This is a genomic window from Rhodococcus sp. JCM 9793 (genome assembly GCF_055380405.1).
This window is the reverse complement of sequence record NZ_AP043721.1, coordinates 5,852,806-5,879,323: the sequence shown is the minus strand read 5'-3', so window position 1 is coordinate 5,879,323 and position 26,518 is coordinate 5,852,806. Positions and strand designations below refer to the sequence as shown.

Annotated in this window: 24 protein-coding genes; 12 read left to right on the top strand and 12 right to left on the bottom strand. The window is 64.8% G+C overall.

Translation table 11 applies throughout. The features are described 5' to 3' along the window. Positions 1-93: 93 nt before the first annotated feature. Entirely contained in the window at positions 94-1,326 is a 1,233-nt protein-coding gene (locus ACZ46K_RS29335; protein ID WP_464746230.1) for an HNH endonuclease signature motif containing protein, read from the bottom strand. A gap of 160 nt (positions 1,327-1,486) precedes the next feature. Here ACZ46K_RS29335 and ACZ46K_RS29330 point away from each other — a divergent pair, with 160 nt between their 5' ends. Beyond that, positions 1,487-2,620, top strand: a complete 1,134-nt coding sequence (locus ACZ46K_RS29330) for a nitronate monooxygenase (RefSeq protein WP_464746228.1) — start codon at positions 1,487-1,489, stop codon at positions 2,618-2,620. 58 nt (positions 2,621-2,678) lie between these two features. On the opposite strand, the gene ACZ46K_RS29325 is transcribed toward ACZ46K_RS29330, so the two are convergent. The 11 genes from ACZ46K_RS29325 to ACZ46K_RS29275 form a co-directional block, all read right to left on the bottom strand. Then, positions 2,679-3,890 (bottom strand): MCE family protein, encoded by a 1,212-nt coding sequence (locus tag ACZ46K_RS29325; protein WP_054810623.1) that lies wholly within the window; start codon positions 3,888-3,890, stop codon positions 2,679-2,681. Next, positions 3,887-4,981 (bottom strand): MCE family protein, encoded by a 1,095-nt coding sequence (locus ACZ46K_RS29320; RefSeq protein WP_464746225.1) that lies wholly within the window; start codon positions 4,979-4,981, stop codon positions 3,887-3,889. Before ACZ46K_RS29320 ends, ACZ46K_RS29325 begins: the two co-directional genes overlap by 4 nt. Continuing rightward, entirely contained in the window at positions 4,978-6,210 is a 1,233-nt protein-coding gene (locus ACZ46K_RS29315; RefSeq protein WP_054805266.1) for an MCE family protein, read from the bottom strand. Before ACZ46K_RS29315 ends, ACZ46K_RS29320 begins: the two co-directional genes overlap by 4 nt. Beyond that, the gene (locus ACZ46K_RS29310; RefSeq protein ID WP_464746223.1) at positions 6,207-7,208 is read right to left on the bottom strand and encodes an MCE family protein; all 1,002 of its coding nucleotides are present in this window, start codon (positions 7,206-7,208) and stop codon (positions 6,207-6,209) included. Before ACZ46K_RS29310 ends, ACZ46K_RS29315 begins: the two co-directional genes overlap by 4 nt. A 14-nt stretch (positions 7,209-7,222) precedes the next feature. Beyond that, positions 7,223-8,239: an MCE family protein gene (locus ACZ46K_RS29305; protein WP_464746220.1), complete on the bottom strand. Its 1,017-nt coding sequence runs from the start codon at positions 8,237-8,239 to the stop codon at positions 7,223-7,225. Next, complete coding sequence (locus tag ACZ46K_RS29300; RefSeq protein ID WP_054810782.1) at positions 8,236-9,408, bottom strand: MCE family protein; 1,173 nt, start codon at positions 9,406-9,408, stop codon at positions 8,236-8,238. Before ACZ46K_RS29300 ends, ACZ46K_RS29305 begins: the two co-directional genes overlap by 4 nt. A gap of 4 nt (positions 9,409-9,412) precedes the next feature. Continuing rightward, a complete protein-coding gene (locus ACZ46K_RS29295) occupies positions 9,413-10,273 on the bottom strand; it encodes an MlaE family ABC transporter permease (RefSeq protein ID WP_464746218.1) in 861 nt (286 codons plus the stop codon). Next, on the bottom strand, positions 10,270-11,049 hold the full coding sequence (locus tag ACZ46K_RS29290; RefSeq protein WP_054805264.1) for an MlaE family ABC transporter permease: 780 nt from the start codon (positions 11,047-11,049) through the stop codon (positions 10,270-10,272). The genes ACZ46K_RS29295 and ACZ46K_RS29290 overlap by 4 nt, the downstream gene beginning before the upstream one ends. A gap of 123 nt (positions 11,050-11,172) precedes the next feature. Next, a complete protein-coding gene (locus ACZ46K_RS29285) occupies positions 11,173-12,792 on the bottom strand; it encodes a long-chain-fatty-acid--CoA ligase (RefSeq protein ID WP_464746216.1) in 1,620 nt (539 codons plus the stop codon). 18 nt (positions 12,793-12,810) lie between these two features. Beyond that, positions 12,811-13,926, bottom strand: coding sequence for an acyl-CoA dehydrogenase family protein (locus ACZ46K_RS29280; RefSeq protein ID WP_054809804.1), 1,116 nt, complete (start codon positions 13,924-13,926; stop codon positions 12,811-12,813). Between the two features lie 14 nt (positions 13,927-13,940). After that, on the bottom strand, positions 13,941-15,119 hold the full coding sequence (locus tag ACZ46K_RS29275) for an acyl-CoA dehydrogenase family protein (RefSeq protein ID WP_464746213.1): 1,179 nt from the start codon (positions 15,117-15,119) through the stop codon (positions 13,941-13,943). Positions 15,120-15,225: 106 nt separating this feature from the next. Between ACZ46K_RS29275 and ACZ46K_RS29270 the strand changes: the two genes are divergently transcribed. The 11 genes from ACZ46K_RS29270 to ACZ46K_RS29220 all read left to right on the top strand — a co-directional run bounded on the left by ACZ46K_RS29270 (position 15,226) and on the right by ACZ46K_RS29220 (position 26,399). After that, positions 15,226-15,414, top strand: a complete 189-nt coding sequence (locus ACZ46K_RS29270; RefSeq protein WP_054714149.1) for a ferredoxin — start codon at positions 15,226-15,228, stop codon at positions 15,412-15,414. A 142-nt stretch (positions 15,415-15,556) separates the two neighbouring features. Then, positions 15,557-16,474 carry a 3-oxoacyl-ACP reductase gene (locus ACZ46K_RS29265; RefSeq protein WP_464746211.1) on the top strand — a complete coding sequence of 306 codons (918 nt, stop codon included), beginning with the start codon at positions 15,557-15,559 and terminating at the stop codon, positions 16,472-16,474. A 467-nt stretch (positions 16,475-16,941) separates the two neighbouring features. Continuing rightward, complete coding sequence (locus tag ACZ46K_RS29260) at positions 16,942-17,706, top strand: MlaE family ABC transporter permease (RefSeq protein WP_440123043.1); 765 nt, start codon at positions 16,942-16,944, stop codon at positions 17,704-17,706. 13 nt (positions 17,707-17,719) lie between these two features. Next, positions 17,720-18,568: an MlaE family ABC transporter permease gene (locus ACZ46K_RS29255; protein WP_054805263.1), complete on the top strand. Its 849-nt coding sequence runs from the start codon at positions 17,720-17,722 to the stop codon at positions 18,566-18,568. 7 nt (positions 18,569-18,575) lie between these two features. Further along, positions 18,576-19,754: an MCE family protein gene (locus tag ACZ46K_RS29250; RefSeq protein WP_464746209.1), complete on the top strand. Its 1,179-nt coding sequence runs from the start codon at positions 18,576-18,578 to the stop codon at positions 19,752-19,754. Between the two features lie 2 nt (positions 19,755-19,756). Further along, the gene (locus ACZ46K_RS29245) at positions 19,757-20,776 is read left to right on the top strand and encodes an MCE family protein (protein ID WP_054805262.1); all 1,020 of its coding nucleotides are present in this window, start codon (positions 19,757-19,759) and stop codon (positions 20,774-20,776) included. Continuing rightward, positions 20,773-21,831, top strand: coding sequence for an MCE family protein (locus tag ACZ46K_RS29240; RefSeq protein ID WP_464746207.1), 1,059 nt, complete (start codon positions 20,773-20,775; stop codon positions 21,829-21,831). Before ACZ46K_RS29245 ends, ACZ46K_RS29240 begins: the two co-directional genes overlap by 4 nt. Continuing rightward, the gene (locus ACZ46K_RS29235; RefSeq protein ID WP_054805261.1) at positions 21,828-23,156 is read left to right on the top strand and encodes an MCE family protein; all 1,329 of its coding nucleotides are present in this window, start codon (positions 21,828-21,830) and stop codon (positions 23,154-23,156) included. The genes ACZ46K_RS29240 and ACZ46K_RS29235 overlap by 4 nt, the downstream gene beginning before the upstream one ends. Next, positions 23,153-24,370 carry an MCE family protein gene (locus ACZ46K_RS29230; RefSeq protein ID WP_054809805.1) on the top strand — a complete coding sequence of 406 codons (1,218 nt, stop codon included), beginning with the start codon at positions 23,153-23,155 and terminating at the stop codon, positions 24,368-24,370. The genes ACZ46K_RS29235 and ACZ46K_RS29230 overlap by 4 nt, the downstream gene beginning before the upstream one ends. After that, complete coding sequence (locus ACZ46K_RS29225) at positions 24,367-25,782, top strand: MCE family protein (protein ID WP_054809808.1); 1,416 nt, start codon at positions 24,367-24,369, stop codon at positions 25,780-25,782. The genes ACZ46K_RS29230 and ACZ46K_RS29225 overlap by 4 nt, the downstream gene beginning before the upstream one ends. Continuing rightward, entirely contained in the window at positions 25,782-26,399 is a 618-nt protein-coding gene (locus ACZ46K_RS29220) for a hypothetical protein (RefSeq protein ID WP_464746205.1), read from the top strand. The genes ACZ46K_RS29225 and ACZ46K_RS29220 overlap by 1 nt, the downstream gene beginning before the upstream one ends. The last annotated feature ends 119 nt before the right edge of the window (positions 26,400-26,518 follow it).

Genomic DNA, 26,518 nt, shown 5'->3' with positions numbered 1-26,518 from the left:
TCGGAACACAGTCACGACCACGACCCTGGCCACCGTTACCAGGGCACACGAGTGCCCTGGTAACGGTGGCTGTTTTCGAATCAGGTTGTGGAACTAGGCGACCAGATCCGGCCGATTCCCGGTTATCGGCTTCCGGAACAGATCGATGCTCGCGGGCGGAATGAACTGCGGCCGACGCTCTTTAGTCATCTCGACTTCCCAGTCGGTGTGATGCATCAACCGGTGATGATGTCCGCACAACAACACCAGATTGTCGAGGTCGGTATCACCACCATCGACCCAGTGGCCAATGTGGTGGGCATCCGCCCACGCCGGTGGGGTGGTGCACCCCGGGAAAGCACATCCGCCGTCTCGCACAGTCAACGCTCGGCGTTGCGCGACCGTCGCGGAACGGTGCGTCCGGCCGTGCGCCAACGGCACGCCGTGTTCGTCGAGCAGGATCCGAGTGACCTGGCAGTCGCAGGCGAGCATCCGGGCGGTGTCGATCGACAACGGTCCGGCCCAGGGTTCGGTGGCGTATCCGTGTTCTGGGGAGTTCGCGAAGAGTTCTTTGACGGCGGTGTTCTTGGTCAGATCCGTGATCGACGCGGTGACCGTCACGTGTGGTTTCACACCGCCTTCGACGGGGACGAGTCCGGCGGCTTCGACGCACTGCAGAAGTTGCTCGAAGGCGTCGGCGGTGCGTCTGGATGCCGGCCGGTCGTCTGTGATGCCGTTCGTTTCGGGCCTCGGTGCCGACAGTGGTGAGAGCAGGTGGCGGAGGCGGGCGCCGGTGACGGCATCGAACTCGCCTGTGATCACCACACGCCCGTGCAGGGTGGTGGAGACGAACAGTTCGTTGCGGGTGGAATCTTCACCGGGTGGTGGTCCGTCGCCGGTGCCGTAGAGGTGTTCGAGGCGGCGGATCAGGGCGCGGACGGTGGCTTTGGTGGCGACGGTCTTGCTGGCGTGGTCGATGAGGATGGTGCGGGCTTTCTCGAAGTCGCAGGGGTTCATATTCCGTGGGTAGTGCTGGCAGAAGTAGGCGATCTGGCGAGCTTTGTCTGCATCGAGCAGCCCCGAGCTGTATGCCTCACGCACTTCCGGTTCGAGTCGTAGTAGACGAGCCAGTGATTCGATGCGGTGGCATTCACCGAGTTCGAGGTTCGTTGCTGCGCACAGCCAGTGGGCGGGGCTGCGGTAGCCGTGTTCTTTGACGGTGTCGCGTTCGTACATCGCGATCATCAGATCCACGCGGTGCACCTGCGCGGTGTGGATTTCGGCGGAGACGGCGAGTGTCTCGGCCATCAGTTGCTTGTTGTCGAGTTTCCAGAGTTCCCCACCCATGACCGAATTCTATAGAACAAACATTCGATGTTCAAGCATCACCCGAATTTATGTTCTAATACTGGTCAATTCGGTGTTGCGGAGCATGTTCATTCGGGCACGCTGGCCCTATGGTGGAACTTGTTTCAGTTGTTCACCGTCTATTCTCGAGGAGTGCCGAATGCACACACCCCTATGCGACCAGCTCGGCATCGAGTTCCCGATCTTCGCATTCACCCACTGCCGCGACGTCGTCGTCGCTGTCGCCAAGGCGGGTGGCTTCGGCGTCCTCGGCGCTGTGGGCTTCACGCCCGAAGAGCTCGAAATCGAGCTGAACTGGATCGATGAGCACATCGGCGACCGGACTTACGGCGTCGACATCGTGATTCCGGGCAAGTACGAGGGCATGGATTCCAACCTGTCCGCCGACGAGCTGACGAAGATGCTGCAGTCGATGGTGCCGCAGGAGACCCTCGACTTCGCCCGTGGAATCCTCAGCGACCACGGTGTCCCTGTATCCAAGGGCGACGACGATAACGCGTTGCAATTGCTCGGCTGGACAGAGGCCACCGCCACGCCGCAGGTCGAGGTGGCGCTGCAGCATCCGAAGGTCACGCTCATCGCCAACGCGCTCGGCACTCCGCCTGCCGACATGATCGCGCACATCCACGACTCGGGTCGCAAGGTTGCGGCGCTGTGCGGTTCCCCGTACCAGGCCCGTAAGCACGCGGATGCCGGAGTCGACATCATCATCGCCCAGGGTGGCGAGGGCGGCGGACACTGCGGCGAGGTCGGCTCGATCGTTCTGTGGCCGCAGGTCGTCAAGGAGGTTGCGCCCGTTCCGGTACTGGCTGCCGGTGGCATCGGCAGTGGCGAACAGATCGCCGCTGCGCTGGCGCTGGGTACGCAGGGCGTCTGGTCGGGTTCTCAGTGGCTCATGGTCGAGGAAGCCGAGAACACGGCGGTCCAGCAGGATGCCTACATCAACGCAGGTAGCCGCGACACCGTGCGCAGCCGTTCGTTCACCGGCAAGCCCTGCCGCATGCTGCGCAACGACTGGACCGAGGCGTGGGAGCAGGAGGAGAACCCGAAGCCGCTCGGTATGCCCTTGCAGTACATGGTCTCCGGCATGGCTGTTGCCGCCACCCACAAGTACCCTGACGAGTCCGTCGATGTCGCGTTCAACCCGGTGGGTCAGGTCGTCGGCCAGTTCACCAAGGTCGAGAAGACCTCCGCGGTCATCGAACGGTGGGTGCAGGAATACCTCGACGCGACCGGCACCCTCGAACGGTTGAACGACGCCGCGAACGCCTGAGCCTCCTCCCGTGCGTGGTTCTGGTAGCGCCGGGGCTACCGGAACCACGCACCGGTGGTCACGCCGGCGGCGTCATGAGTTCCCCGAGGTTCGTCGCCGAACCTCCGCCGTCGCGGCACAGTTGCACGGTCGCGGCTCGTCGGCCCGGGTACTCGATGCACGGCATGTTCCTGGCGCCCCGCACCGCAATCGGCGAATCGGGCGGCAGCTTGCAGTACAGATCCGACGGCGTCTCGGGCACATCGAGTTCGGTCGGGGAGCGCCTCTGCTCGGGCGGAAGGAAGCCCTCGATGCACGGCGGCGGGTCGTTGTAGGAGTTGACGAAGAACGTGTTCTGCGCCGGATCGTCGGCGTTCGGGAGCGCCGCCGACTGCGTCGACGCCATGATCGACGGGAACAACACCAGCATCTGCTCGAGCGAAGGACGGTACACGGCCGCAACCTGTTCGACGGTGATGAGGTTCGCGAGCAGCAGCGGCATCGTCGGCTCCATCTCCTCGAACATCGCCTGCACCTGCGCAGCGGCGGGCGCTGCGACATCGAGCAGCGCACGAATGTCCGCATCGGATTCGCGCAGTTGCTCGGTGGTTCCCGCGAGGGCGCTCGCCCACTGCGTGATCGACTCCGATGCCGTGACGTTCGTTTCGAGCAGGGGGCCCGCCTGATCGAGCAGCGCCGCGATGGCGTCGGCGCTGTCGGCCCCGTCGGCACTGACGGCCGCTGCAGCATCGATCAGGGTTCGCAGGGTTTCATCCGATTCGCCCACAGCCGTGTAGGTTTCGTCGAGGAGAGTTGCTAGCCGGTCGTTCCCGACGGACTGCAGTGTCTCGTCGAGTTGGTCGAGCGCCCCGGCAATCGGCTCGGGAAGCGACACCTGCGCGGCGGCGACGACGGCGCCGTCGCCCAGATACGGCCCCTTCTCGTTCCCGGGCAGGAACTCGAGGTACTGCTCACCCACCGCCGACATGCTGCGGACCTGCGCCGGTGCATCCATCGGCACCGCGACCCCGGAATCGAGCGAGAGGACGGCCTCGGCCCCGGAGGTGGTCATCGCGACATCGGTCACCCGCCCTATCTCGAATCCCCGATAGGTGACATTCGCCGACGGATACAGGCCTGCGGCATCGACAAGTTCGACGCGCACCTCGTACCTGCCGACCCCGAGCAGCTGCGGCAGATTCACGACCCACAGCGCCACCGCCAGCACCGCGGCGATACCGATCGTGAAGAACACGATCAGCCGGGCACGCAGGGCTGCGGTGGGATTCATCGGGTGGCCTCCTCGGTGGGCGGAACCAACAGCGACACGAGGTCGGGAACCGGACGACCCGCCCCGGTCAAGGCTCCTTCGAACGGTGTCCCGAGTAGCAGTGCGTTCTCGAGTGTCGGGAGCGTGAGGTCGAGGATGACGGTGCCGTTGGCGTAGTCACCGCGGACCGCGTTCTTGTAGGTGTCGATCGGGAACGGGAACGTGAGCAGGTAGCGCAGCGACTCGGTCAGCGAATCGCCCGTGCCCGCGAGCGCCGCGAGGACCGGCTCGAGGTCTCGGAGATTCGCGACGGCGTTGTCGCCGCCGGCTTCGACCACCTCCGTGGCGACACGGCCGAACTGTCCCAGGGAGTCGACGGCACGCGTCAGATCCTCACGCTGCTCGTTCAACACCTCGAGAGTGGGGGCGAGCTGATCGGTGGCGGCTGCGAGTCGCTGGTTGTGCTCGGATACCTCCGCGGCAAGGGCGTCGACGGATTCGATCGCCCCGATGATCTGCTCCTTCTGACCGTCGAGCCCGGCCAGCACGGAGTCGAGTCGGGTGATCAGCGCCCGCGCCGACTCCTGACGTCCGTCGAGTGCGGTGTTCAGTTCGCGGCTGATCTCCTGCGCCTGCGCGAGACCGCCGCCGCTGAGTACCAGCGACAGCGACGACAGGGTCTGCTCGGTCGTGGGGAACAATCCCGCCCGGTCGAGCGGAATGACGTCTCCGTCCTCGAGTCGGCCTCGCGGCGCCTCGGTGGTCGGCGCGCCGAGCTCGACGTGCGCGGAACCGAGCAGGCTGGTCTGTCCGATCTTCGCAATCGCATTGACGGGGAGCTCGGTGCCTTCGTCGATCACCACCGTCACCACCGCGTGCCCGTCGGCGAGCTGCAGATCGGCGACCCGCCCGATCGTGACATCGCCGGTCCGTACACGCGAATTGCGTTCGAGTGTCGTGACATCGGGCATCTCGATGATGACCTCGTACGCGCCGTCGCCACGGCCGTGGGTACCGGGCAGTTCGAGGGAATTCAGGCCGCGCCACTCGCACCCCGACACCAATGCGGTGCACATCAGCGCGAGCGTGATCTTCGACAGTCGTGACGTCACGGTGCCCCCGGGAGCAGGAGTTCGGTCAAATCGAGTGGAGCGACCACCGGCGCAGGTGGTGGAGCGATGCCTGCCTGCGGCGCGAGATCGGGTTCGGTGTACACCAGCTGATCGGGCAGCGCCCCCACCCCGCGAGTGGGATTGATGCGTACGGGCGGGTATTCCATCGTGAGCAGCGGCAGGATCGGGCCGAGGTACTGCACGCACAGTTCGGAGCCGGTATGGGCATCGACCTGCTCCGCGGCGGCAAGGGCCGAGCACACGAACTGGGCCGGATTGGCGAAGTTCGACAGTGCCAGTGCGGACACCACGGTGTTGTGGGCGGGCTGGTAGATGCTCTGTAGGTTCGACAATGCGGTCGGCGCGACATGCAAGACCTGTGCGATGCCGTCGCGCTGCGCTGCGAGCGTCTCGGTGAGCGCGGCGGTGCGATCGAGCGTCGTGTCGATGTTCCCGCGGTTGTCACGCACGAAGCGTTCGACGTCGACGAGCACCGTGTCGAGGGTGGCGAGCGCAGCACCCATGTCGTCGCGGTTGTCGTCGAGAGTCTGCGTCACGGATGCGAGATGAGTGTGAAGAGAGACGATCTGGTCGCGGCTGAGCGACAGTGCCTCCACGAACACCTGGAGATTCCCGATGGTGCCGAACATGTCCTTACGTCCGTCCGAGATGGTGCGCAGCGCAGCGGACAACTGCTCGAGAGACTCGCGCATCGCCGGACCCTGCCCCTCGACGTTGGCGGCAGCGGTGTCGAGGACCTCTCCGAGAGGGCCCTGCGGGTCGTCGACGGTCGGCCCGAGTTCGGTGGTCAACCGGGTCAGTTGTTCGGTGATCTCATCCCATTCGACGGGCACAGCCGTGCGCTCGAGCGGAACTACGGCTCCGGGGGAGAGCTCCGGCCCACCCGTGTACGCGGGCGTGAGCTGCACGAACCGTGCCGAGACCAGTGTCGGAGCGATGATGGCGGCCTGAGCGTCTACGGGTATGGGCCTATCGGAGGTGAAGGTCACGAGAACGTGGTTGCCGCGCGGCTCGATATCGGTGACCCGCCCGACCTCGACGCCCATCACCCGCACGTCGTCCCCGACGTACAGGCCGCGACTCGTATCGAACTCGGCGGCGTACTCGACCGACGAACGCCACGGCGCCACCGTGAACGACAGCACCGCGACGATCGCCAGCACGACGAGGGGAACGAGCCAGGTGAGAAGGGGGCGCGCGCGGGTCATCGGCCACCTCCGACCGGGGCGATACCCGCGCCTTCGAGTGCGGCGGTGAGCGCGGGTTCGATGATCTGCGCAGGCAGTAGGTTCTGGATGTACGAGTTGAAGAACGGGCCCGATGCCACCGCTTCACCGAGTTCGGTTGCGTACGGGCTGAGCCGCTGGATCGCCAGGGCGATGTCGTCGCGGTTGCGCGTGAGGATGTCGAGCACCGAGTTGACCTTCTGCAGTGTCGGAGCCAGTTGGGCTTCGTTGTCGACGATGAGGTTTCCGATCTCGACCGACAATGCCTGCACGTTGGCGAACAGGGTGTCGAGAGAGCTGCGACGGCGATCGAGTTCGGCGAGAATGCGATCCGCGTCGACGATCAGCGAATCGATTGCGGTACTGCGCTCGGCAAGCACTGTGGTGACTTCTTCGGCATGCCGGAGCAATTCACGCAGGGAATCGTCGCGGGAGGCCACCGTGTCGGACAGCCGCATGACCCCGTCGAGGGCGGCGGCGACGTCGTCGGGGGTGTCGCGCAGGGTATCGGACAGGACGTTCATGGAGGTGCGCAGTTGTTCGGCATCGAGTTCTGCCGCGGTCTCGGTGAGATCGCCGAGGGCATCGGTGAGCTGATACGGAGCGGTGGTGTGGTCGACGTCGATGGTGGTGTCCGGGTCGAGGGCTCCGGGCCCGGCGGGACGTACGCGCAGGTTCCGCGCGCCGAGGGCAGTGGCCGTGGCAATCTCTACGGTGGTGTCGGTGCCGAGGACGACGTCGTCGGTGACGGTGAAGGTGACGGCGACGGCATCGTGGTCGATCTCGATGTCGGTGACCCGACCGGCGTCCTTGCCGGACACCTGCACGGCGTCGCCGGTGTTCAGTCCGCCGGCGTCGACGAACCGAGCACGGTAGGTGCTGCCGTCGTCGACGAACGGGAGCGACTGGATGTTCAATGCGCACAAGACCAGCACGATGACCGCGACGGAGCCGGCGACGCCGACACGAACCTGGTTCATCTCACGAAATTGGATCATTGCGGAGCGCACCTGCCCGTGGTCTGCCCGAACAGAGGAGAGGTGATGGTGTTGCCGGACGGATCGCTGACCTTGATGAGCATGCCGCACAGGTAGTAGTTGAAGAATCCGCCGTACGCGCCGAGTCGGGTGAGCGAGGCATATGCCTCGGGAAGTTCGGTGGTCAGTTGCTCGATGGTGTCGCTGCGAGAGTCGAGTAGTGTTGCCAAGTTCCCTGTTTCGCGGATCGTCCCCGCGAGTGGCGCGCGAGCCTCGGCGAGGAGCGCGGCCACCTCTGCGCCGGCAGCATCGATATGGGTGACGGAGTCGGCGAGCAGCGTGCTGTCCTGAGCGAGACCGGACGCGAGTTGGTGCGCGCGGTCGAGAGCGGTGTCGAACGTGTCGCGGTGGGTGGCAAGGTTTGCCAGCACTGATTCGAGGTTCGCGATCACCTGGCCGACGAGAGCATCACGGTCGGCGATGCTCGAGGCGAGCGACGCCGCGTGCACGAGAATCGATTCCACGGATCCGCCCTGACCCTGCAGTACGGTGATCAGGTCGGCGGACAATTGGTTGACCTGCTCGGGTTCGAGGGCCCGGAACAGGGGCTTGAAGCTGCCGATGAGCACGTCGAGGTCGAGTGCGGGTTCGGTGCGGTCGGTTCCCATCGTCTCGCCGGGGGCCATCGGGGTGGCGTCGCCGGGACCGTCGGACAGTTCCATGTACCGGTCGCCCACCAGGTTCAGATAACGAACGGTGGCGATCGTCGCACGGGTAGGTGTGTACGAGGACTCGACGTCGAACGTGACCTCGATGCGATTGCCGTCGGTGTACTCGACCGACGACACCTTCCCCACCTCGACACCGGACACCCGTACGAACTGGCCTTCCTTCAGGCCGGACACATCGTCGAACAGTGCTCGGAATTCGGTGGTTTCGGCGAAACGCACCTGACCGAACACGACGAAGAGTCCGCCGAGGATCAGCAGCATCACCGTCGAGTAGATGCCCGCCGCGAATACCGTCCTGGTCATGACGGAGCTCCGGAGAGCAGTTCGAACAGTGACTCCGGCACGAACACCGGCGATGTGTTGCCCCTTTCGAACGGATTCGCGCCGGTGCGCGCGACGAGGTAGGGGGCAGGCGTCTGCTCAGGTGTGACGATCGGCAGCAGTCCGCAGTGAGGCCCGCCGGTTGCTTCGACGACCGGCAGATTCCGCGGATACTCGTACGGATCGACACCGAGCAGGAGCGAGGAGTTGAGCATCATGGTCGCTCCGTTGCCTCCGGATGCAGGTTCGGCGAGTTGGCGGGCGCGGTCGGCGCCTTGGAAGAAGCAGGGCAGCACAGGAGCGTATTCGTCGAGGAGCGATGCGGTCGGTCGCAGCAGGTCGAGGATCTCGACGATCTCCTCGGTATGCGGGCCGACCACGCGGAGCCCTGCGTCGCTCATGCCCGTGGTTGCGAGGAGCACCTGGTCGAGGTCGTCGGCGCGGTCGACGATCGTGCCGCCGGTGACGGCGAGGTTGTCGAGCGCATCGACCAGATCGTCGGTGGCGCCGGCGTAGACGTCGGCGGAGGCCTCGGTCGCGGCCAGGTCGCGGTCGATGACGTCGAGCCGAGGTTCGATCTGCGACAGGAGCACGTCGGCATCCTCGATCGCTCCGCCGAGGGCATCACCGCGTCCACGAAGTGCGGAGGACAGTGCACCGAGGGTGCTGTTGAGTTTTGCGGGATCGACGGCCTGCAGTACGCCGGACAACGACTCGAAGACGGTGTTCGTCTCCACCGTGACGTTCGAGGCGAGCAGGACGGTGCCGTCGGACAGTCCCGTCGGTCCCGGTATCGGCGGGTCGGTGAGGGTGACGTACTTGGCGCCGAAGACTGTGGTGGCACGAATGTCGGCTCCCACCCCGACCGGGATCCGTGCGGCATCGTCCGGGTTCAGGCTCAGTTCGACGACAGCTCCGGACTGAGTGTGCACGACAGAGGCGACAGTGCCGACCTGCACCCCGTGCGCTTTGACCATCGATCCACGGTCGAGCATCAAACCGGCCCTGTCGGTCTCGACGGTGACGGTGATTCCGGGCGCGAACGAGCCACGGAAGCTGTGGTAGACGAGAAGCAGGACGGCGGCGATCACGACGACCAGTGCGGCCGTCACGATCTTCGGGAGCCATGTGGGGGACTGACCGGCGGGCATCGGATCACCCCGCCAGGTGCAGCTGCCGGCTGCTTCCGTAGAGGGCCAGGGAGATCAGCAGCGTCACGGTCACCACGCCGATCAGCGACATACGCACGGCGCGCCCTGTTGCAACGCCGACGCCGGCGGGGCCGCCGGTGGCGGTGTACCCGTAGTAGCTGTGCACGGTCATCACGACGACGGCCATCGTGATGGCCTGGAGGAACGACCACAGCACGTCGGCGGGACGCAGGAATGTGGCGAAGTAGTGGTCGTAGACGCCCGGTGACTGGCCGAGCATGACGACGGTCGCGATGCGGCTCGACAGGAACGACGCGAGCACCGACAGCGCATACAGGGGGACGACCGCGATGAGGCCGGCGAGGATGCGGGTGCCCACCAGATACGGAATCGAGCGGATGGCCATGACCTCCAGTGCGTCGATCTCCTCACTGATCCGCATCGCACCGAGCTGCGCGGTGGTGCCCGCGCCGATGGTCGCGGCCAATCCCACACCCGCGACCACGGGCGCGACCACTCGGACGTTGACGTACGCGGACAGGAATCCGGTGAGTGCCTCGACACCGATATTGCCGAGTGAGGTGAAGCCTTGGACTGCGACGGTGGCGCCTGCGAACAGCGTCAGGAAGCCCATGATCGCGACGCTTCCGCCGATCATCGCGAGGACGCCTGTGCCGAGGCCGATCTCGGAGACCACACGCAGGGTCTCGCGCGGGTAATGACGTGCGGCGCGGCCGGTCGATACGAGAGCGCCGACGAAGAACATGACCTGGCGACCGATGGTGTCGATTCCCCGCGACACCGATCGGACTGCACGCCTTCCCGCGAGCACCCCGCGGCTCGCCGTGAACCCGACGAGGCTCATCGGCCCATCACCGCGATCCCGACCGTGGTGAGCAGCATGTTGGCGAGGAACAGTGCGATGAACGCGAACACGACGGTCTCGTTGACGGCCTCACCGACACTCTTCGGGCCGCCGGTGACCGAGAGTCCGCGATAGCACGCGATGAGTCCGGCAAGGAGACCGAACACGGCGGCCTTGAGTTGGGAGAGCAGGAGTTCTCCGGGCCCTACGAGCAGGGTGACGCCCGCGGCGTAGGCGCCGGGGTCGACGTTCTGCAGCATCACCGAGAAGAAGAACCCGCCGGTGAGCCCGATTGCGCACACTGCACCGTTGAGGGTGACGGCGACAGCCATCGACGCGAGCGCTCGGGGGAGTACGAGTCGTGCGGCGGGATCGATCCCGAGGACTTCGAGCGCGGCGATCTCGTCGCGGATGGTGCGGGAGCCTAGATCGGCGGCGATCGCGGTGGCGCCCGCACCGGCGACCACGAGGACGGTGACGAGGGGCCCGATCTGCGTGATTGCGCCGAGGCCCGCGCCTGCCCCGCTCAGGTCGCCGGCCCCGATCTCGAGAAGCAGCGAGTTGAGGGTGAACACCACGAGCACGGTGAACGGGATCGACATCAGCACGGTGGGAACGAGGGACACTCTCGCGATGAACCAGAACTGAGTGACGAATTCGCGCCACTGGAACGGCGCGCGGAACAGTCCGGTGAAGGCGTCGAGCGACAGCGAGTAGAAGCCGCCGAGTGCGGATGCAACATTTCGAGACACTGTGGTTCGGGAATTCGAAACCATCGGTGTATTCGCCTCCCCCCACGGATCAGGCTCCCGAACTACGGGTTCCGCCAGACCATACCGCAGGGTATGTGGAGCGACAAGGGTATCGGCATGGGTTGCGCCGGATAAGGTGTCCTATGTTCAGGCGGTGGGGGACTTGTCCAGGTTGTGTGCGAGTTCGCCTGTCAACAACTGGAATTCGTTCTGTCCGCGTTCGCGGACCCACACGGGATCTGCGCAATGCCACCGCTCGGCGGCGAGCGAGCGTGTGAGTATTTTGAACGTTGCGGTACGGGGGAGGCTTCGCGCCACCCTGATGAATGTCGGGAGCTGCTTGGGTCCGAGATCGGCCTGAGCATCGAGGAATTCGGTGAAGGCGATCGGATCGAACTCGGCGTCCACGGTGGGAACGACCGCGGCCATCACCCTGTCGCCCACATACCGGTCGGGCACACCGTAGACCGTCACCTGCGCGAAACCCGGATAGCGCACCAGCGCGCGTTCGATCGGAGCTGCACCAAGGTTCTCGCCGTCCACACGTAGCCATCCGGAACTGCGGCCGGCGAAATACACGAAGCCGTCGGCATCCCGATATGCGAGGTCGCCGCTGTGGTATCTGCCGTCTCGGAGCCGCTCCGAATCGGCCTGCGGATTCTTGTAGTAGCCGGAGAACGCGCCGGCACCTTCGTTGTTGACGAGCTCCCCCGTGGCCTCGTCGGCGTTGACGATACGGCCATCCATATCGAATTCCGCTGCCGGACACTCCGACCCGGTCTCGGGATGGAGGATCACGACATTACCGGGAAGCCGGCCCAGCGCTCCGGGCGGTGCACCGGGTGTCGCGGCGATCGACACACCACCTTCGGTGGACCCGAAGCCGTCCACCACGACAGCATCGAAGCGGCGGGCGAACTCGGCGACCGCGGGCGCGCTGCCCTCGTTGCCGTACATGATCCGCAGCGGATTGTCTGCGTCGTCGGATTGTTCGGGTGTCGCCACGATGTACGACAACGGCTTACCCACGTAGTTCGCGTAGGTCACCGAGAACTTGCGGAGGTCGGTAAGAAATCCCGACGCCGAGAACCGGCGACGCAGTGCGATCGAGCTCTCGGCGGCCAAGGCGACACCCCACCCGGCCATCATTGCGTTCGAATGGAACATCGGCATCGAGAGATAGACGGTGTCGGCCGAGCTCAATCCGAACCTCTCTGCCAGCATGCTCCCGGGTCCGGAGATCTTCGCGTGCGTGCACCGCACCGCCTTCGGGTCGCCGCTGGTGCCGGAGGTGAAGATCAGCATGAAGAGGTCGTCCGGTTCGGTGGCATCGACGATCTGCTCGGAGCCCGCGTACGGGGCGATCGTTGTGCGCCACTCGTCGGAATCGATGTCGATCACCCGCACCCCGGGGAGATCGAGCCCGTCGAGCAATCCGAGGTGCGCGGTCTCGGTGAACACCACCTGACAGTCTGCGAGCAGAATGTCGCGGGCGAGTGCCTCACCTCGCCGGGTGGTGTTCAGTCCTGCCACCACGGATCCTGAGAATGCCGCAGCCCCGAGCAGGAGCGAGAACTCCGGCACGTTGTCGAGTAGTACGCCGAGGTGCCGCGGACGCGACGGGTCGAGAATGTCGCGCAGCAGCGCCGCCCGATCGTGCGAGAGTGCGACGTGGCTGCGCCACGGGACGAAGGAGTCCTCGAACCGCATGCCGCGGTCGTCGACCGTGTCGAGGCGCCGGAGCAGAGTGGCAACGGTATCGGTCATCGTGACAGCCTCCGAACGTCAGGCAGGAGCGTCGGCGAGTTCCCGGCCGAGTGCACGCAACTGCGTCGTGGCAGATCCCAGCAGGAATTCGTGATGCTTCGCAACGAGGAAGTACCGGTGAACGGGATGGTCCTCGTCGAGCCCCACACCGCCGTGGACGTGCACGACGGTGTGCGCTACCCGATGTCCCGCATCAGCCGCCCAGAATGCGGCGGTGCGCAGGTCTTCCACGTGGGGGTCGCCCTGGGCGATGCGGAAGGCCGCCTGCCACAGTGTCAGGCGAACACCTCTGACGTCGATGTACGCGTCGGCCAGGCGTTGCGCGACGGCCTGGAAACTGCCGATCGGGCGATCGAACTGGACTCGCTCGCGTGCGTATTCGGCGGTGAGTTCGAGGCTTCGGTCAAGGGCTCCGCACTGGTAGGCGGCCGACCCGAGGAGCATGCGGTCGCGCAGCAAGGTCGCAACGGCCGCACCGTCGGAACCGAGGATGCGATCCGGCCCGAGGACGACTCCGTCCAGCGTGACCATGCCGGTGGATCCGAGACCGGTGGTCTGTTGCGGCGTGACTCTCACACCGGGATCGTCGGCGCGGACCAGGAACACTGCGACACCGTCATCCGTCGCGGCGGGCACGAGGAAGCCGTCGGCGACGGGTGCGGCGTCGACGACGATCTTGGTGCCGTTCAGCACATGGTCGGAACCGGACACGGTGGCCGACGTGGTGGGGTGCAGCGGATCGTCGTTGACCTCTTCTGCCAGCGCGGCCGTCAGGATCTTCTCGCCGGCCGCGGCGGGTTCACCCCACTCTTTGCGCTGTGACTCTGTCCCGAATTCCGCTATTGCGGAAGCTGATCCGACGATCGACGTGAGGTAGGGCACTGTCGCGGCGCCGCGACCGAGTTCGATGAGGATGCTGGCCTGTTCGAGAGGGCCGAAGCCGTCGCCGCCGACCGAATCCGGTAGGGCCGCGCCGAGCACGCCCGACGATGCAAGTGCATCCCACAGGGCATGATCCGTGCGGTCGTCAGCGGCATCGAGGCTGCGCTGATGTTCGTTGGTGACAATATCGGTGACGATGCTGCGCGTGAGTTCCGAGAGGTCCTGCTGCGCTTCTGTGAGAGTGAAATCCACGGTGGATGTCCTTTCTAGCGCTTGGAAGGCGGTAGGCCGAGTGCGGTCATGGCGATGATGTCGCGCTGCACTTCGTTGGTGCCGCCCCCGAAGGTGAGAATCAGCGAACTGCGATGCATCCGCTCGATGCGTCCGCGCAGCAGTGCGCCGGGCGAGTTCTGCCGCACCGTCGCCGCGGGGCCGAGGATCTCCATGAGCAGGCGGTACCCCTCCGTGGCGAATTCCGTTCCGAAGACCTTGTTGGCCGAAGCCGGTGCGGGTCCGAGGGGGCCGGTACCGGAGGCGATGTCCCAGTTCATGAGTTGGAGGTACTCGGCCTTGGCGTACACGCGGGCCAGGTTGATCTGGACCCATTCCTGGTCGATGACGCGCCGTCCGTCGGGAAGCCGCGTCTCCTGGGCCCAGGTCCGAACTGCGCGCAGTGCGCTGAGGATGGGACCGGCGGAGGTCAGCGCGACCCGTTCGTGATTGAGCTGATTGGTGATCAGTGCCCAGCCGCCGTTCTCCTCGCCGACGAGTGCAGAGGCCGGAACCCGGACGTCCTGGTAGTAGGTGGCGCTGGTGTCGGGGCCGGCCATGGTGTGCACCGGTGTGTAGGAGAAGCCCTCGGCGTCGGTGGGGACGATGAGGATGCTGATTCCCTTGTGCTTCTTGGCATCAGGGGCGGTGCGGACGGCGAGCCACACGTAGTCGGCGTAGGCGATCAGGCTCGTCCACATCTTCTGGCCGTTGATCACCCACTCGTCGCCGTCGCGGACGGCGCTGGTGCGCAGCGACGCGAGATCGGTGCCTGCCTCCGGTTCGGAGTATCCGATGGAGAAGTGGAGTTCACCGGCAGAGATGCGCGGGAGGAAGTATGCCTTCTGTTCGTCGGTGCCGTAGTGCATGATCGTCGGCGCGACCGAGTCGATGGTCAGGAATGGAACGGGCGCGCCGGCGATGGCGGCCTCGTCGCTGAAGATCAGCTGATCCATTGCGGGGCGGTTCTGGCCGCCGAACTCTTCCGGCCAGCCGAGGGTGAGCCACCCGTCCTTGCCCATCTGCTGGACGACCTCGCGGTACACGTTGCCCGAGCCGTACTCACCGGTGGTGGCGGCGAGGGCCTCTCGTCGTTCTTCCGTCATCAGGTCTGCGAAGTACTCGCGCAATTCCTCGCGTAGCCGTTGCTGTTCGGGGGTGTAGTTGATGTCCACGAACGCTCCTTCGTCGTCATAGGATCCGACGAATCATTGCACAGAATTGTAACGCGTTCTAGTGTGAGTTCGAACGACTCGTACGGCGAGGGAATGAGGTCCGGAAATGGATGTCGAGGTCGACTTCGACCGCTGTGAGGCCAATGGCGTGTGCGTGGGTATCGCACCCGAGGTCTTCGATCTGAACGACGACGACGAACTGATCGTCGTGCATCCCACTCCCGCGGGGAGTGAGGATCTCGTTCGCGACGCGATCGCGCAGTGCCCGCGTGCGGCGCTGTCCGAGGTTCGCTAGCGACGGGCCCACGGGAGTCTGCCGGGGGTCTTGTCATAAACAGGAACAAGTTCTAGATTCCTGGTCGGCTTCGGATCTCCGGGGTAGGCCACGGGTGAGGGTATGTCGGATGTCCCGCCCGACTTCGCAAGGGAGTGCGTGAATGAGTGCTGTCGGCAACGGTCGCGACGAGGATGTGTCGCTCGAAGGCAAGGTTGCGGTCGTCACCGGTGCCGGCGCGGGACTCGGGCGCGCCGAGGCGCTCGGTCTCGCCCGTGCGGGCGCGAGGGTGATCGTCAACGATCTCGCTCCCGGTGACGCGGTGGACGACACCCTCGCGCAGATCCGGTCGCTGGGGGTCGACGCCGAGTTCGTGGCCGGCAGCGTCGCCGAACGAGAGACCGCCGACGCAATGGTCGCCACCGCTGTGGATCGGTTCGGCGGGCTCGACATCGTGGTCAACAACGCAGGTGTCGTCCGCGACCGGATGCTTCCGAACATGTCCGACGAGGAATGGGACACCGTCGTCTCGGTGCATCTGCGCGGACACTTCCTTCTGTGCCGCAACGCCGCGGCCTTCTGGCGCGGGAAGTCGAAGGAGATAGGCGGTCCCGTGTACGCGCGGATCGTGAACACCTCGTCCGAAGCCGGGCTTCTCGGCCCCGAAGGGCAGGCCAACTACGGTGCCGCGAAGGCGGGGATCACCTCACTCACCGTGTCGGCGGCACGTGGTCTGTCGCGGTACGGCGTCCGTGCCAATGCGATCTGCCCTCGTGCTCGCACCGCGATGACGGAAGCGGTGTTCGGAGATGCACCCGACGGGGAGATCGACCCCCTTTCACCCGACCATGTCGCATCGCTCGTCTCCTACCTGGCGTCTCCCGCGGCAGAGAAGGTCAACGGCCAGGTCTTCATCGTCTACGGCCCGATGGTTGCGTTGATGGCAGCGCCGACCGTCGAGCAGCGCTTCGACGCAGTTGGGCAGTGGACCCCTGCCGCGCTCGCATCCGAGCTCGGTGGGTACTTCTCCGATCGGGATCCGGGCAGGACGTTCTCGGCATCTGCCGCCCTCGAGCTGTAGTTCGCCTCTAAGCTTCGTAGGAGGTCCGATTCGGACGCTCGTCCGGATCGGGTTTACTGCAACCGACAGTGTCGGTTACTGTGCAGTCCGTGTGCCGCGGGGGTGCCGGCACCCCCGGCTCCGGCTGCGGGAAGAACGGCTCTTTCGATGCCGAAACCGAATAGGAATCTGTTCTAGTTTTGTTGCCGGATCAAGGCCGATTTCGATGCCTCGACCGCATGGTGCCAACAATGCGGAAAAGTCTCCCGGGAGTTCGGATTCCCATCAAAGCCCCAGTGTAAACCGGCTTATGTCTGCTCGGGTTCTTTGAATACGCTCATGTTTTTTCGTCAGCAGGACCGATATTCCAACCGTGGAAGCGATGCATCTTTGACACGTGAACACGTTCTAGTTAATATGACGCGGGTCACAGCATTACTGCTGCTGTGGCGTGGTGCGGGTGAATCATCGAACGAAGGGGGGACGCGGTGGTAGACCTCTTCGAAGTCCCCCTGCGGGCTGTCGGCGGATTGTTCGCCATGACGGGCGAGACCGCGCGTGCCGCCTTCGTCCGTCCGTTCCAGCGACGCGAATTCATCGACCAGGCGTGGTTCGTCGCCAGGGTCTCCCTGATGCCGACCATCCTCGTCGCTGTTCCGTTCACCGTGCTCGTCAGCTTCACGCTGAACATCCTGCTGAGAGAGATCGGCGCGGCCGACCTCAGCGGCGCGGGTGCCGCACTGGGCGCTGTCACCCAGGTCGGTCCCATGGTCACCGTGCTCATCGTCGCCGGCGCCGGAGCGACCGCGATCTGCGCCGACCTGGCCGCGCGTACCATTCGCGAGGAAATCGACGCGATGAAGGTGCTCGGTATCAATCCGATCCAGCGCCTCGTCGTACCGCGGGTGCTCGCGTCCACCGTGGTCGCGCTACTGCTCAACGGACTCGTCTGCACCATCGGCATCCTCGGCGGTTTCGGTTTCTCGGTCTTCTTCCAGGGCGTGAACCCGGGCGCCTTCGTCAACGGCATCACGCTGCTCACCGGATTCGGGGAACTCATGATCTCCCAGGTCAAGGCAGGCCTGTTCGGCATGATCGCCGGACTCGTTGCCTCATACCTCGGTCTGAACGTGCGTGGCGGCGCGAAGAGCGTCGGCGACGCCGTCAACCAGACGGTGGTGTTCGCCTTCATGGCGCTCTTCGTCGTCAACCTTCTTGTCACCGCTGTCGGCATCAAGCTGACCGGCGGATGAGGGGGGACACACGATGGCACTGATGACAGGTCGGTTCCCCAGGACCGCGCGGCGACTGGGCAAGACGTCGAAATCGATCGACAAACTCGGCGAGCAAGCACTGTTCTTCGCCCGCGCCCTCGGCACCATGCCGCGCGCGGTGATGCACTACCCGAAGGAAACCGTGCGGCTGATCGCGGAGATCAGCATGGGCACAGGCGCGCTCGCGGTGATCGGCGGCACCGTGGTGATCGTCGGCTTCCTGACCCTGTTCACGGGCGGCATCATCGCCGTGCAGGGATTCAGCTCGCTCGGCAACATCGGAGTCGAAGCGCTCACCGGTTTCTTCGCTGCATTCATCAACGTGCGCATCGCCGCCCCCACCATCGCCGGGATCGGTCTCGCTGCGACGATCGGAGCAGGCTCCACCGCGCAGCTCGGTGCGATGCGTGTCTCCGAAGAGATCGACGCCCTGGAGACCATGGCGATCCCGTCGATCCCCTACCTCGTCTCGACACGCGTGATGGCCGGGATGATCTCGATCATCCCGCTGTACTCGCTCGCGGTCATCGCGTCGTTCATCGCCAGCCGGTTCGCGACCGTCGTCCTCTACGGACAGTCGGCCGGCGTGTACGACCACTACTTCTCGACATTCCTCATCCCCACCGACATCCTGTGGTCGTTCGTGCAGGCCATCGTGATGGCGGTTGCGGTGATGCTCATCCACACCTACTACGGATTCAACGCGAGTGGAGGTCCGGTCGGCGTCGGCGTCGCGGTCGGCAACGCGGTGCGGGCCTCGTTGATCGCCGTCGTGACGGTGACCCTCCTGATTTCCCTTGCGGTGTACGGCACCTCCGGCAACTTCAACCTGTCGGGATAGGGCGCGCATGGATACCCCTTCGTGGAAGAAGAAACTTGCTGCCCTCGGATTGGTCGGCGGACTGGCGGCGATCATCGCCGTGTCGCTGACATTGTTCGTCGGGGGATTCACGTCGACGACACCGATCACCGTCACCTCGGCCCGATCCGGTCTGGTGATGGAAACCGATGCCAAGGTGAAATTGCGCGGCGTCGAGGTGGGTCGGGTCGCGTCGATCGGGCACAGCCCGAGCGGAGCCGTCCTCGAGCTCGCGATGCAACCAGGACAGATGGAACTGATTCCCTCGAACGCGCAGGTGGCAATCGAATCCACCACGGTGTTCGGCGCGAAGTTCGTCAACATCATCGTCCCCGACGACCCGTCGTCCACGCCGTTGCAGGAGGGCGCGGTGATCGCGGCAGACAGCGTCACCGTCGAATTCAACACCGTCTTCGAACACCTCTCCGACGTGCTGGCACAGATTCAGCCGGAGAAACTCAATGCGACTCTCGGAGCACTGTCCGAAGCGCTCAACGGGCGCGGTGACGAACTGGGCGCGACTCTGGTCGAGGCGGACGATTACCTCGTCGAGATGAACCCGTCGCTGCCACAGCTGGAATACGATCTCGAGGTCGGAGCGACCGTCGCGCAGCTGTATGCCGATGTCGCGCCCGATCTCATGACCACCATCGGGAACGCAACGGATGTGGGTAACACGATCGTCGACGAGCAGGAACAACTCGATCTGCTGCTGATGAATCTCACCGGGCTGGCCAACACCGGACGGGATGTGCTGGGGGAGAACGAAGGCCAGCTCACCACCGCACTCGATGTCCTGACCGACACGACCACACTGCTCGCTGAGTACTCGCCCGAACTCACGTGCTTCATCGTGGGTCTCAACGATGCACGCGTCGCGTTCGAGCCGATGGCGGGCACCGGGAAGTACCCGGCCCTCATGCTCAGCACCAGTTTCATGGGCGGAGCGACCCCCTACAACCACGAGGAGGACCTTCCGGTGGTCGGTGCGTCGGGTGGCCCCAACTGCCACGGTCTGCCGAATTTCGATCCGGTGCGCGACGGTAATGCTTCGTTCGTGGTGACCGACACCGCGACCGTTCCGTACAAACCGGCGACCGAGGCCTGGATCCGGTACCCGACGATCTTCGGATTCCTGTTCGGCGACTACCTTCCGGCAGGGCAGTGACCATGAAGGATGCCACGGTCAAGTTCTCGATCTTCGCTCTCGTCATGGTCCTCGTGTTCGTGGGCCTCGCGGTGGTGTTCAGTCAGGCCCGCTTCACCGGAACCGAGGACTACCACGCCACATTCACCGACGCATCAGGGCTCGAAGCCGGCGACAAGGTGCGTATCGCAGGCGTCCAGGTCGGTTCGGTGACGGGTATCGACATCGGGGACGGCAACCACGCCGAAGTCGATTTCGATGTCGACTCCCAGCACATGCTGTTCGCCGGCACCCGCGCGACGGTGCGCTACGAGAATTTGGTCGGCGACCGCTACCTCGAGCTTCTCGAAGGCCCGGGCAGCCTCGACATCCTCGCCGCCGGCGGCAGCATCCCCGTCGAACAGACCGAACCTGCTCTCGACCTCGACCTTCTGCTCGGCGGATTCAAGCCGCTGCTCAAAGGGCTCGATTCCCAGCAGATCAACGACCTCTCCGGTGCGTTGTTGCAGGTCTTCCAGGGGCAGGGCGACACATTGGTCTCGCTTCTCGGCTCCACGAACTCGTTCACCAATTCGATTGCCGACCGCGATCAGTTGATCGGCGACGTCATCGATAATCTCAATGGTGTCCTCGGGACCATCGACGACCACGATCGCGAGTTCACCGAGACGATCGATCAGTTGCACGCCCTGGTCGGTGGGCTCGCCGAGGACCGCGACCCGATCGGCGCCGCCATTCCGCAGATCGCCGCAGGAACTGCAGATCTCGCCTCACTGCTGCAGAACACGCGCCCGGATCTGCAATCGGTGATCGCCGAAACCAACCGCACCATGACGCAATTGGACCTGGGGGAGGACGACATCAACACCACCCTCGAACGACTGCCATCGGACTACAGGAAACTCATCCGAGTCGGTGCGTACGGAAACTTCTTCCAATTCTTCTTGTGTGCCAACACCTTCAAGGTATCGGGTCCGGACGGAACAACGATCCGATTCACGTCCGCCGCACAGACGACCGGAAGGTGCGCGAAACTCGAATGAGTGGAATCCGAGAACCAGACACACTCCGGATCGGCGCGGTCGGTCTTGCGGTGTCGGTCGCGATCGTGGTGGCGGGCCTGCAATATGACCAACTGCAGTTCCTTTCCGGTGGACTGACCTACTCGGCGCGGTTCGCAGACGCCGGCGGTCTCATTCCTGGCGACGACGTCACCCTCTCCGGAGTCGACGTCGGATCCGTGACCGACGTCGCCCTCGACGGTGATGCCGTGCTCGTGACCTTCTCCATCCGTGACGGGATCGGGCTCGGCGACGGTACCGGCGCCGATATCAAGACCAACACCGTGCTCGGTGCGAAGTCCCTCGCCGTCCGGCCGGGCGGGCAGGGCGTGATGCGACCGGGATCGGTGATCGCCCTCGACCGCACCAACTCGCCGTATTCCCTGACCGATGCTCTCGGCGACCTCACGACGACCACGTCGGAACTCGATACCGAACAGATCAACGAATCGCTCGAAGCGCTGTCGGATTCGTTGCAGGACACACCGCCCGAGATCCGCGGCGCACTCGAGGGCATGACCCGTCTGTCGCAGTCGATCAACGCGCGCGACGAATCGTTGTCGCAACTGCTCGAACGCGCCGAGGACGTCACCGGCATCCTGGCCGAGCGCAGCGACCAGGTCAACGAACTGATCGTCGACGCGAACTCCCTCTTCGGTGAGCTGAGCCTGCGACGCGACGCCATCACCGAACTCATCGCGAACATCGGGGCGGTGTCGCGGGAGCTGACCGGCCTCGTCCAGGACAACCAGGCCCAGATGGGCCCGACGCTCGAAGTGCTCAACAGGGTCACCGAGAACCTGCAGGCCAACAAGGAGAACATCGCCGGTGCGCTCGACGGGCTCGGTCCCTATATCAGTGCCCTCGGCGAATCCGTCGCGAGCGGGCCGTTCTTCAATGCCTACGTGTCGAACATCCTCCCGGCGCCGTGGTGGAAGGCCATCGTGGACAGTCAACTGGCACCCGACCTGCTGCCGCAGGATCTGCAGGACATAATTCCGAAGGATCCGCCGTCGATCACGAGGGATGGCGAATGAACGCGCACACCACACCCACTGAGAGTGCGGCCGGCGGGCGCCCGAAATGGCTGCTGCCCGCGATTGCCGGCCTCGTGGTCGTCGCACTGGTCGCCGTCGGACTCGCGGTGTTCTCCGGCCTGGGTAAACGTACGATCCATGCCGAATTCCTCTCCACCAGTGGCCTGTACGAGGGCGACGACGTGCGGGTGCTCGGGGTGTCGGTCGGAAAGATCACCGACATCGACGCCGGCGATCAGTCGGTGCGCGTAACCATGCAGGTCGACGATTCGGTCGACGTCCCCGCCGACGCCAAGGCTGTGATCATCGCCCAGAGTCTCGTCTCGGCGCGATTCGTCCAGCTCACACCGGTCTACTCCGGCGGAGAGGAGATCGCTGACGACGCGACGATTCCGATGGAGCGCACGGCATCTCCTGTCGAATGGGACGAGATCAAGGAAGAGCTGATGCGCCTATCGGAGGCGCTCGGGCCGGAGGAACTCGACCCGCAGGGCTCCCTCGGACGGTTCATCGACACCGCTGCGGAGAATCTCGACGGCAATGGAGCGACGATCAACAGCACACTTCGGGAACTCTCCGACACGATGAAGACGCTGTCGGAAGGTCGAACCGATCTGTTCGGCACCGTCCGCAACCTGCAGACCTTCGTGTCGGTGCTCTCGCAGAGCAACGAGCAGATCGTGCAGTTCGGCGGCCGCTTGGCATCCGTGTCGAATGTACTGGCCGAAAGTTCCGATCAATTGGGTGTCTCGCTCACCGATCTCAATGTGGCGGTCGGAGATGTCCAGCGGTTCGTGCAGGACAATCGCGCGGGCCTGACCGAATCGGTGCAGCGGTTGGCCGACGCGACAGAGGTGCTCGCCCGTAAGCGTCCCGAGATCGAACGCGTGCTGCATTCCGGCCCGACTGCGCTGTCGAACTTCTACAACATCTACAAGCCGGCCCAGGGTTCGCTCACCGGTGCTCTCGCGATCAACAACGCTGCCAACCCGATCGAGTGGATGTGTGGATCTGTGGGTGCCGCGGCGAACGCGACCTCCGAGCGCAGTGAGGAACTGTGCCGACAGCAACTCGGTCCGGTCCTGTCGTCGATCCAGGCCAATTACCTTCCGGTCCTGTCCAATCCGCTGGCCGGTGTCCAGGCGTTCCCCGACCAGATCGAGTACTCCGAGCCAGGTCTCGAAGAAGCGTCGGCCGGGCGCGGAACCGCTCCGGAGCAGCCCGCGATGCCGGCATCGCCGCTGGACGGGTTGATCCAGGGGATGCCCGACATCAGCGTTCCGGGCGACCTGGGGTCGCTACTGCAGCCGGGAGGCGGACGATGAGGATGCGGAGCAGAACCGCGCGGTTCGTCGCAGCGGCAACGACGGTGGTCGCGGCCGCCACGCTGTCCGGGTGCGAGTGGGACGGGCTCAATTCCGTCCCGATGCCAGGGGCTGCGGGTCGTGGCGACGACGCATACCAGGTTCAGATACGAATGCCGAATGTCACGACGCTGACGCAGAATTCGCCGGTGCGGATCGACGACGTCACAGTTGGTTCGATCGAGAACATCGAGGTCGAGAACTGGCACGCGCTGGTGACGGTGTCGCTCGAAGGTGATGTCGCGTTGCCGGCCAACGCGACCGCCCGTATCGGTCAGACTTCGTTGCTGGGATCGCAGCATCTCGAACTTGCGGCACCGACCACAGAGCCTCCTGAAGGCCGGCTCGAACCGGGCGACATCATCCCGATCGAGCGTGCGGGTGCGTATCCCACGACGGAGCAGACACTGTCCTCGCTGTCGGTCGTGCTCAATGGCGGTGGCCTTGCACAGATCAACGACATCACCACCGAACTCAATGCGGCCTTCGTCGGCCGGGAGGATTCGATTCGCGATCTGCTGCCGCGTCTCGACGAGCTCGTCTCCACCCTCGACACCCAACGCGAGGACATCGTCTCGGCGCTCGAGGGGATGGATCGTCTCGCGTCGACGGTCAACAATCAGAACGAAACACTCGTCCGGGCGTTGGAGGAACTGCCCCCGGCTCTCGAGGTGCTCGCTGATCAGCGACAGAACCTCACGTCGGCCATGACATCGCTGGGAGAGATGAGTACTGTCGCCAGCCGGCTCGTCGAGAACAGCGGCGCCGATCTGAAGACGAACCTGGAGGCATTGTCTCCGACACTGCGCGCGCTCGCCGATTCGGGGAGCGCATTGACCGAGGTGCTCGGTGTGCTGCTGACCTATCCGTTCCCGCAGGCGGGGATCGACCAGATCATTCGCGGTGACTATGCCAATCTCGCGATGACGATCGACCTGACTCTCGAGAGGCTCGACCTGAACTTCCTGACGGGGACGCCCCTGGCCGGGCGATTGGCGGGTCCCGAAGGCATCCTCGGTACGGACGCCGGTCTCGCCGCGCAGGCGGTCGATCCCTTCCAAGCACCGTTGGCGCCGCCTCCGCCGGCACAGCAGGGAACGGAAGGAACAGTGACGATCCCGGGTCTCGGCGAGATCAAGATCCCGGGTCTGCCGTGGGAGGTGCCGGCACCATGATGCTCACGAGGTTCGTCCGTATCCAGCTCTCGATCTTCGCGGTACTCACCGTGATCGGGCTCGTGGTGATGTCGCTGATGTATGTGCGTCTGCCGCAGTTGGTGGGGATCGGTCAGTACGAGGTCACCGTCGAATTGGCATCGACCGGTGGTCTCTATCCGCATTCGAACGTGACCTACCGCGGGAACACCGTCGGCACCGTCACGAACGTGACATTGTCGCCGGTGGGCGTCGACGCGGTGCTGTCCATAGATTCCGGCCAGAAAATCCCCGCGGATGTCGACGCTGCTGTGCGCAGTGTGTCTGCGGTCGGTGAACAGTACGTGGATCTCGTGCCGCGCGAGAATGCGTCTTCGGACGAGCATCTCGGCGACGGCGATGTGATTCCCCTCGATCGAACAACGGTGCCCCAGGAGGTCGGTGCACTACTCGATCAGGCGGATGTCCTGCTCGCCAGTATCTCCGACACACGGTTGCAGACCGTCGTCGACGAGGCATTCGATGCGTTCAACGGGACGGGTCCGGAACTGCAGCAGTTGATCGACTCCACACGACTTTTCGTGCAGGAGGCGTCAGCGAATTCGGGTGAAACCCGCAGGCTCCTGGACGAACTCGGGCCGCTGCTGGACACGCAGGTGGTCACCAGTGATTCGATCCGATCCTGGACCCGCGACATGGTGACTTTCACCGATCAGCTCCGCGAGAGTGATCCGGATCTTCGTGCACTCATGGAGAAGGGACCTGCGGCCGCTGCGGAGGCGGAAACCCTTCTACAGGATCTGCGTCCGACGTTGCCGCTGTTGCTCGCCAACCTGGTGAGCGTCGGTGAAGTCGGGGTCATCTACAACGCGGGTATCGAACAGATCTTGGTGCTGTACCCGCCGATGACGACCGCTCTGATCACAGCTGCGGGTGGCGGACCGGCAGAAGACGGCGCGCTGGTCGACTTCCATCTGCAGTTGCACGACCCGCCGCCATGCCTGTCCGGTTTCGTGCCGCCCGATCAGTGGCGGAGCCCCGCGGACACCTCGATGGTGGAGACACCCGACAACATCTTCTGTCAACTGCCGCAATCGGATCCGAATGCAGTACGCGGTGCGCGGAATGTACCGTGCATGGAGTACCCCGGTCGGCGGGCGCCGACCCCGGAGATGTGCCGGACGGGCTACACGCCGGGCTATTCGGACAACCCGTGGCGCGGTGCTCCCACGCCCGTCGAGTCGGAGAACGACATGCCGACGCCGGCGTCGTATACCGAGGACGGTGCCGATGCGGCGCCCGCAGGCGTGACTGCGCGCCGGATCGATCCGGAAACGGGCACGTACATTGGACCGGACGGCACTGTGTTCCGGCACACCGACCTCGGAGATGGGACGAGTTTGGAAACCTACATGAAGGCACAACAGGGCTGATGGCGGAGCAGAACGAGAACCCCGAATCAGACAGCGTCGACGCGAGCAAGGTCGCGCTGAGTAAAGCCACGTCGAGCACGGGTGAGCAGAGCACGGACAGTGAGGTCGACGAGCGTCCGGATGCCGCTGCGGCACCGCGGTGGGCGAAACTCGTCACCGTGGCCGCATCGGTACTGGTCGTCGCGCTCATCGCCGCCGGGGCATGGTTGCTGTTCGAACAACAGTCCGCGGCCGACCGCAACGACCGTCGCGAAGAGCATCTGCAGGCTGCACGCCAGACCGTGTTGAACCTGACGAACATTCAGGCCGACACTGCCGATGCCGACGTCAAGCGACTGATGGAAGGCGCAACCGGCGACTTCAAGGCCGAGTTCGAAGGTCGTGAAGGGCCGTTCGTCGAGGTCGTGCAGCAGGCGGGCGTCACCACCACGGGTGAAGTGCTCGAGGCGGGCATTCAGAACGAGGACGGTTCGTGCACGGCGTCGCTGGTCGCGTCCCGCGCGATGGTGAGCAACGCAGAACAGTCCGAACCGGAGCCCCGCGATTTCCGCCTCCGCGTGACGACCTGCGACGAGGAGGGCCGCTTGCTGGCGTCGAAGGTGGAGTTCGTGCCGTGAGCGATGACCGGAAGGAAGAACCCGTGACAGCTGTCGACACGGATACGGAGAACAAGACGGATATCGCGGACAAGACGGATGCTCGGAGCAATACACCGTCCGGGAACGATACCGAGTCG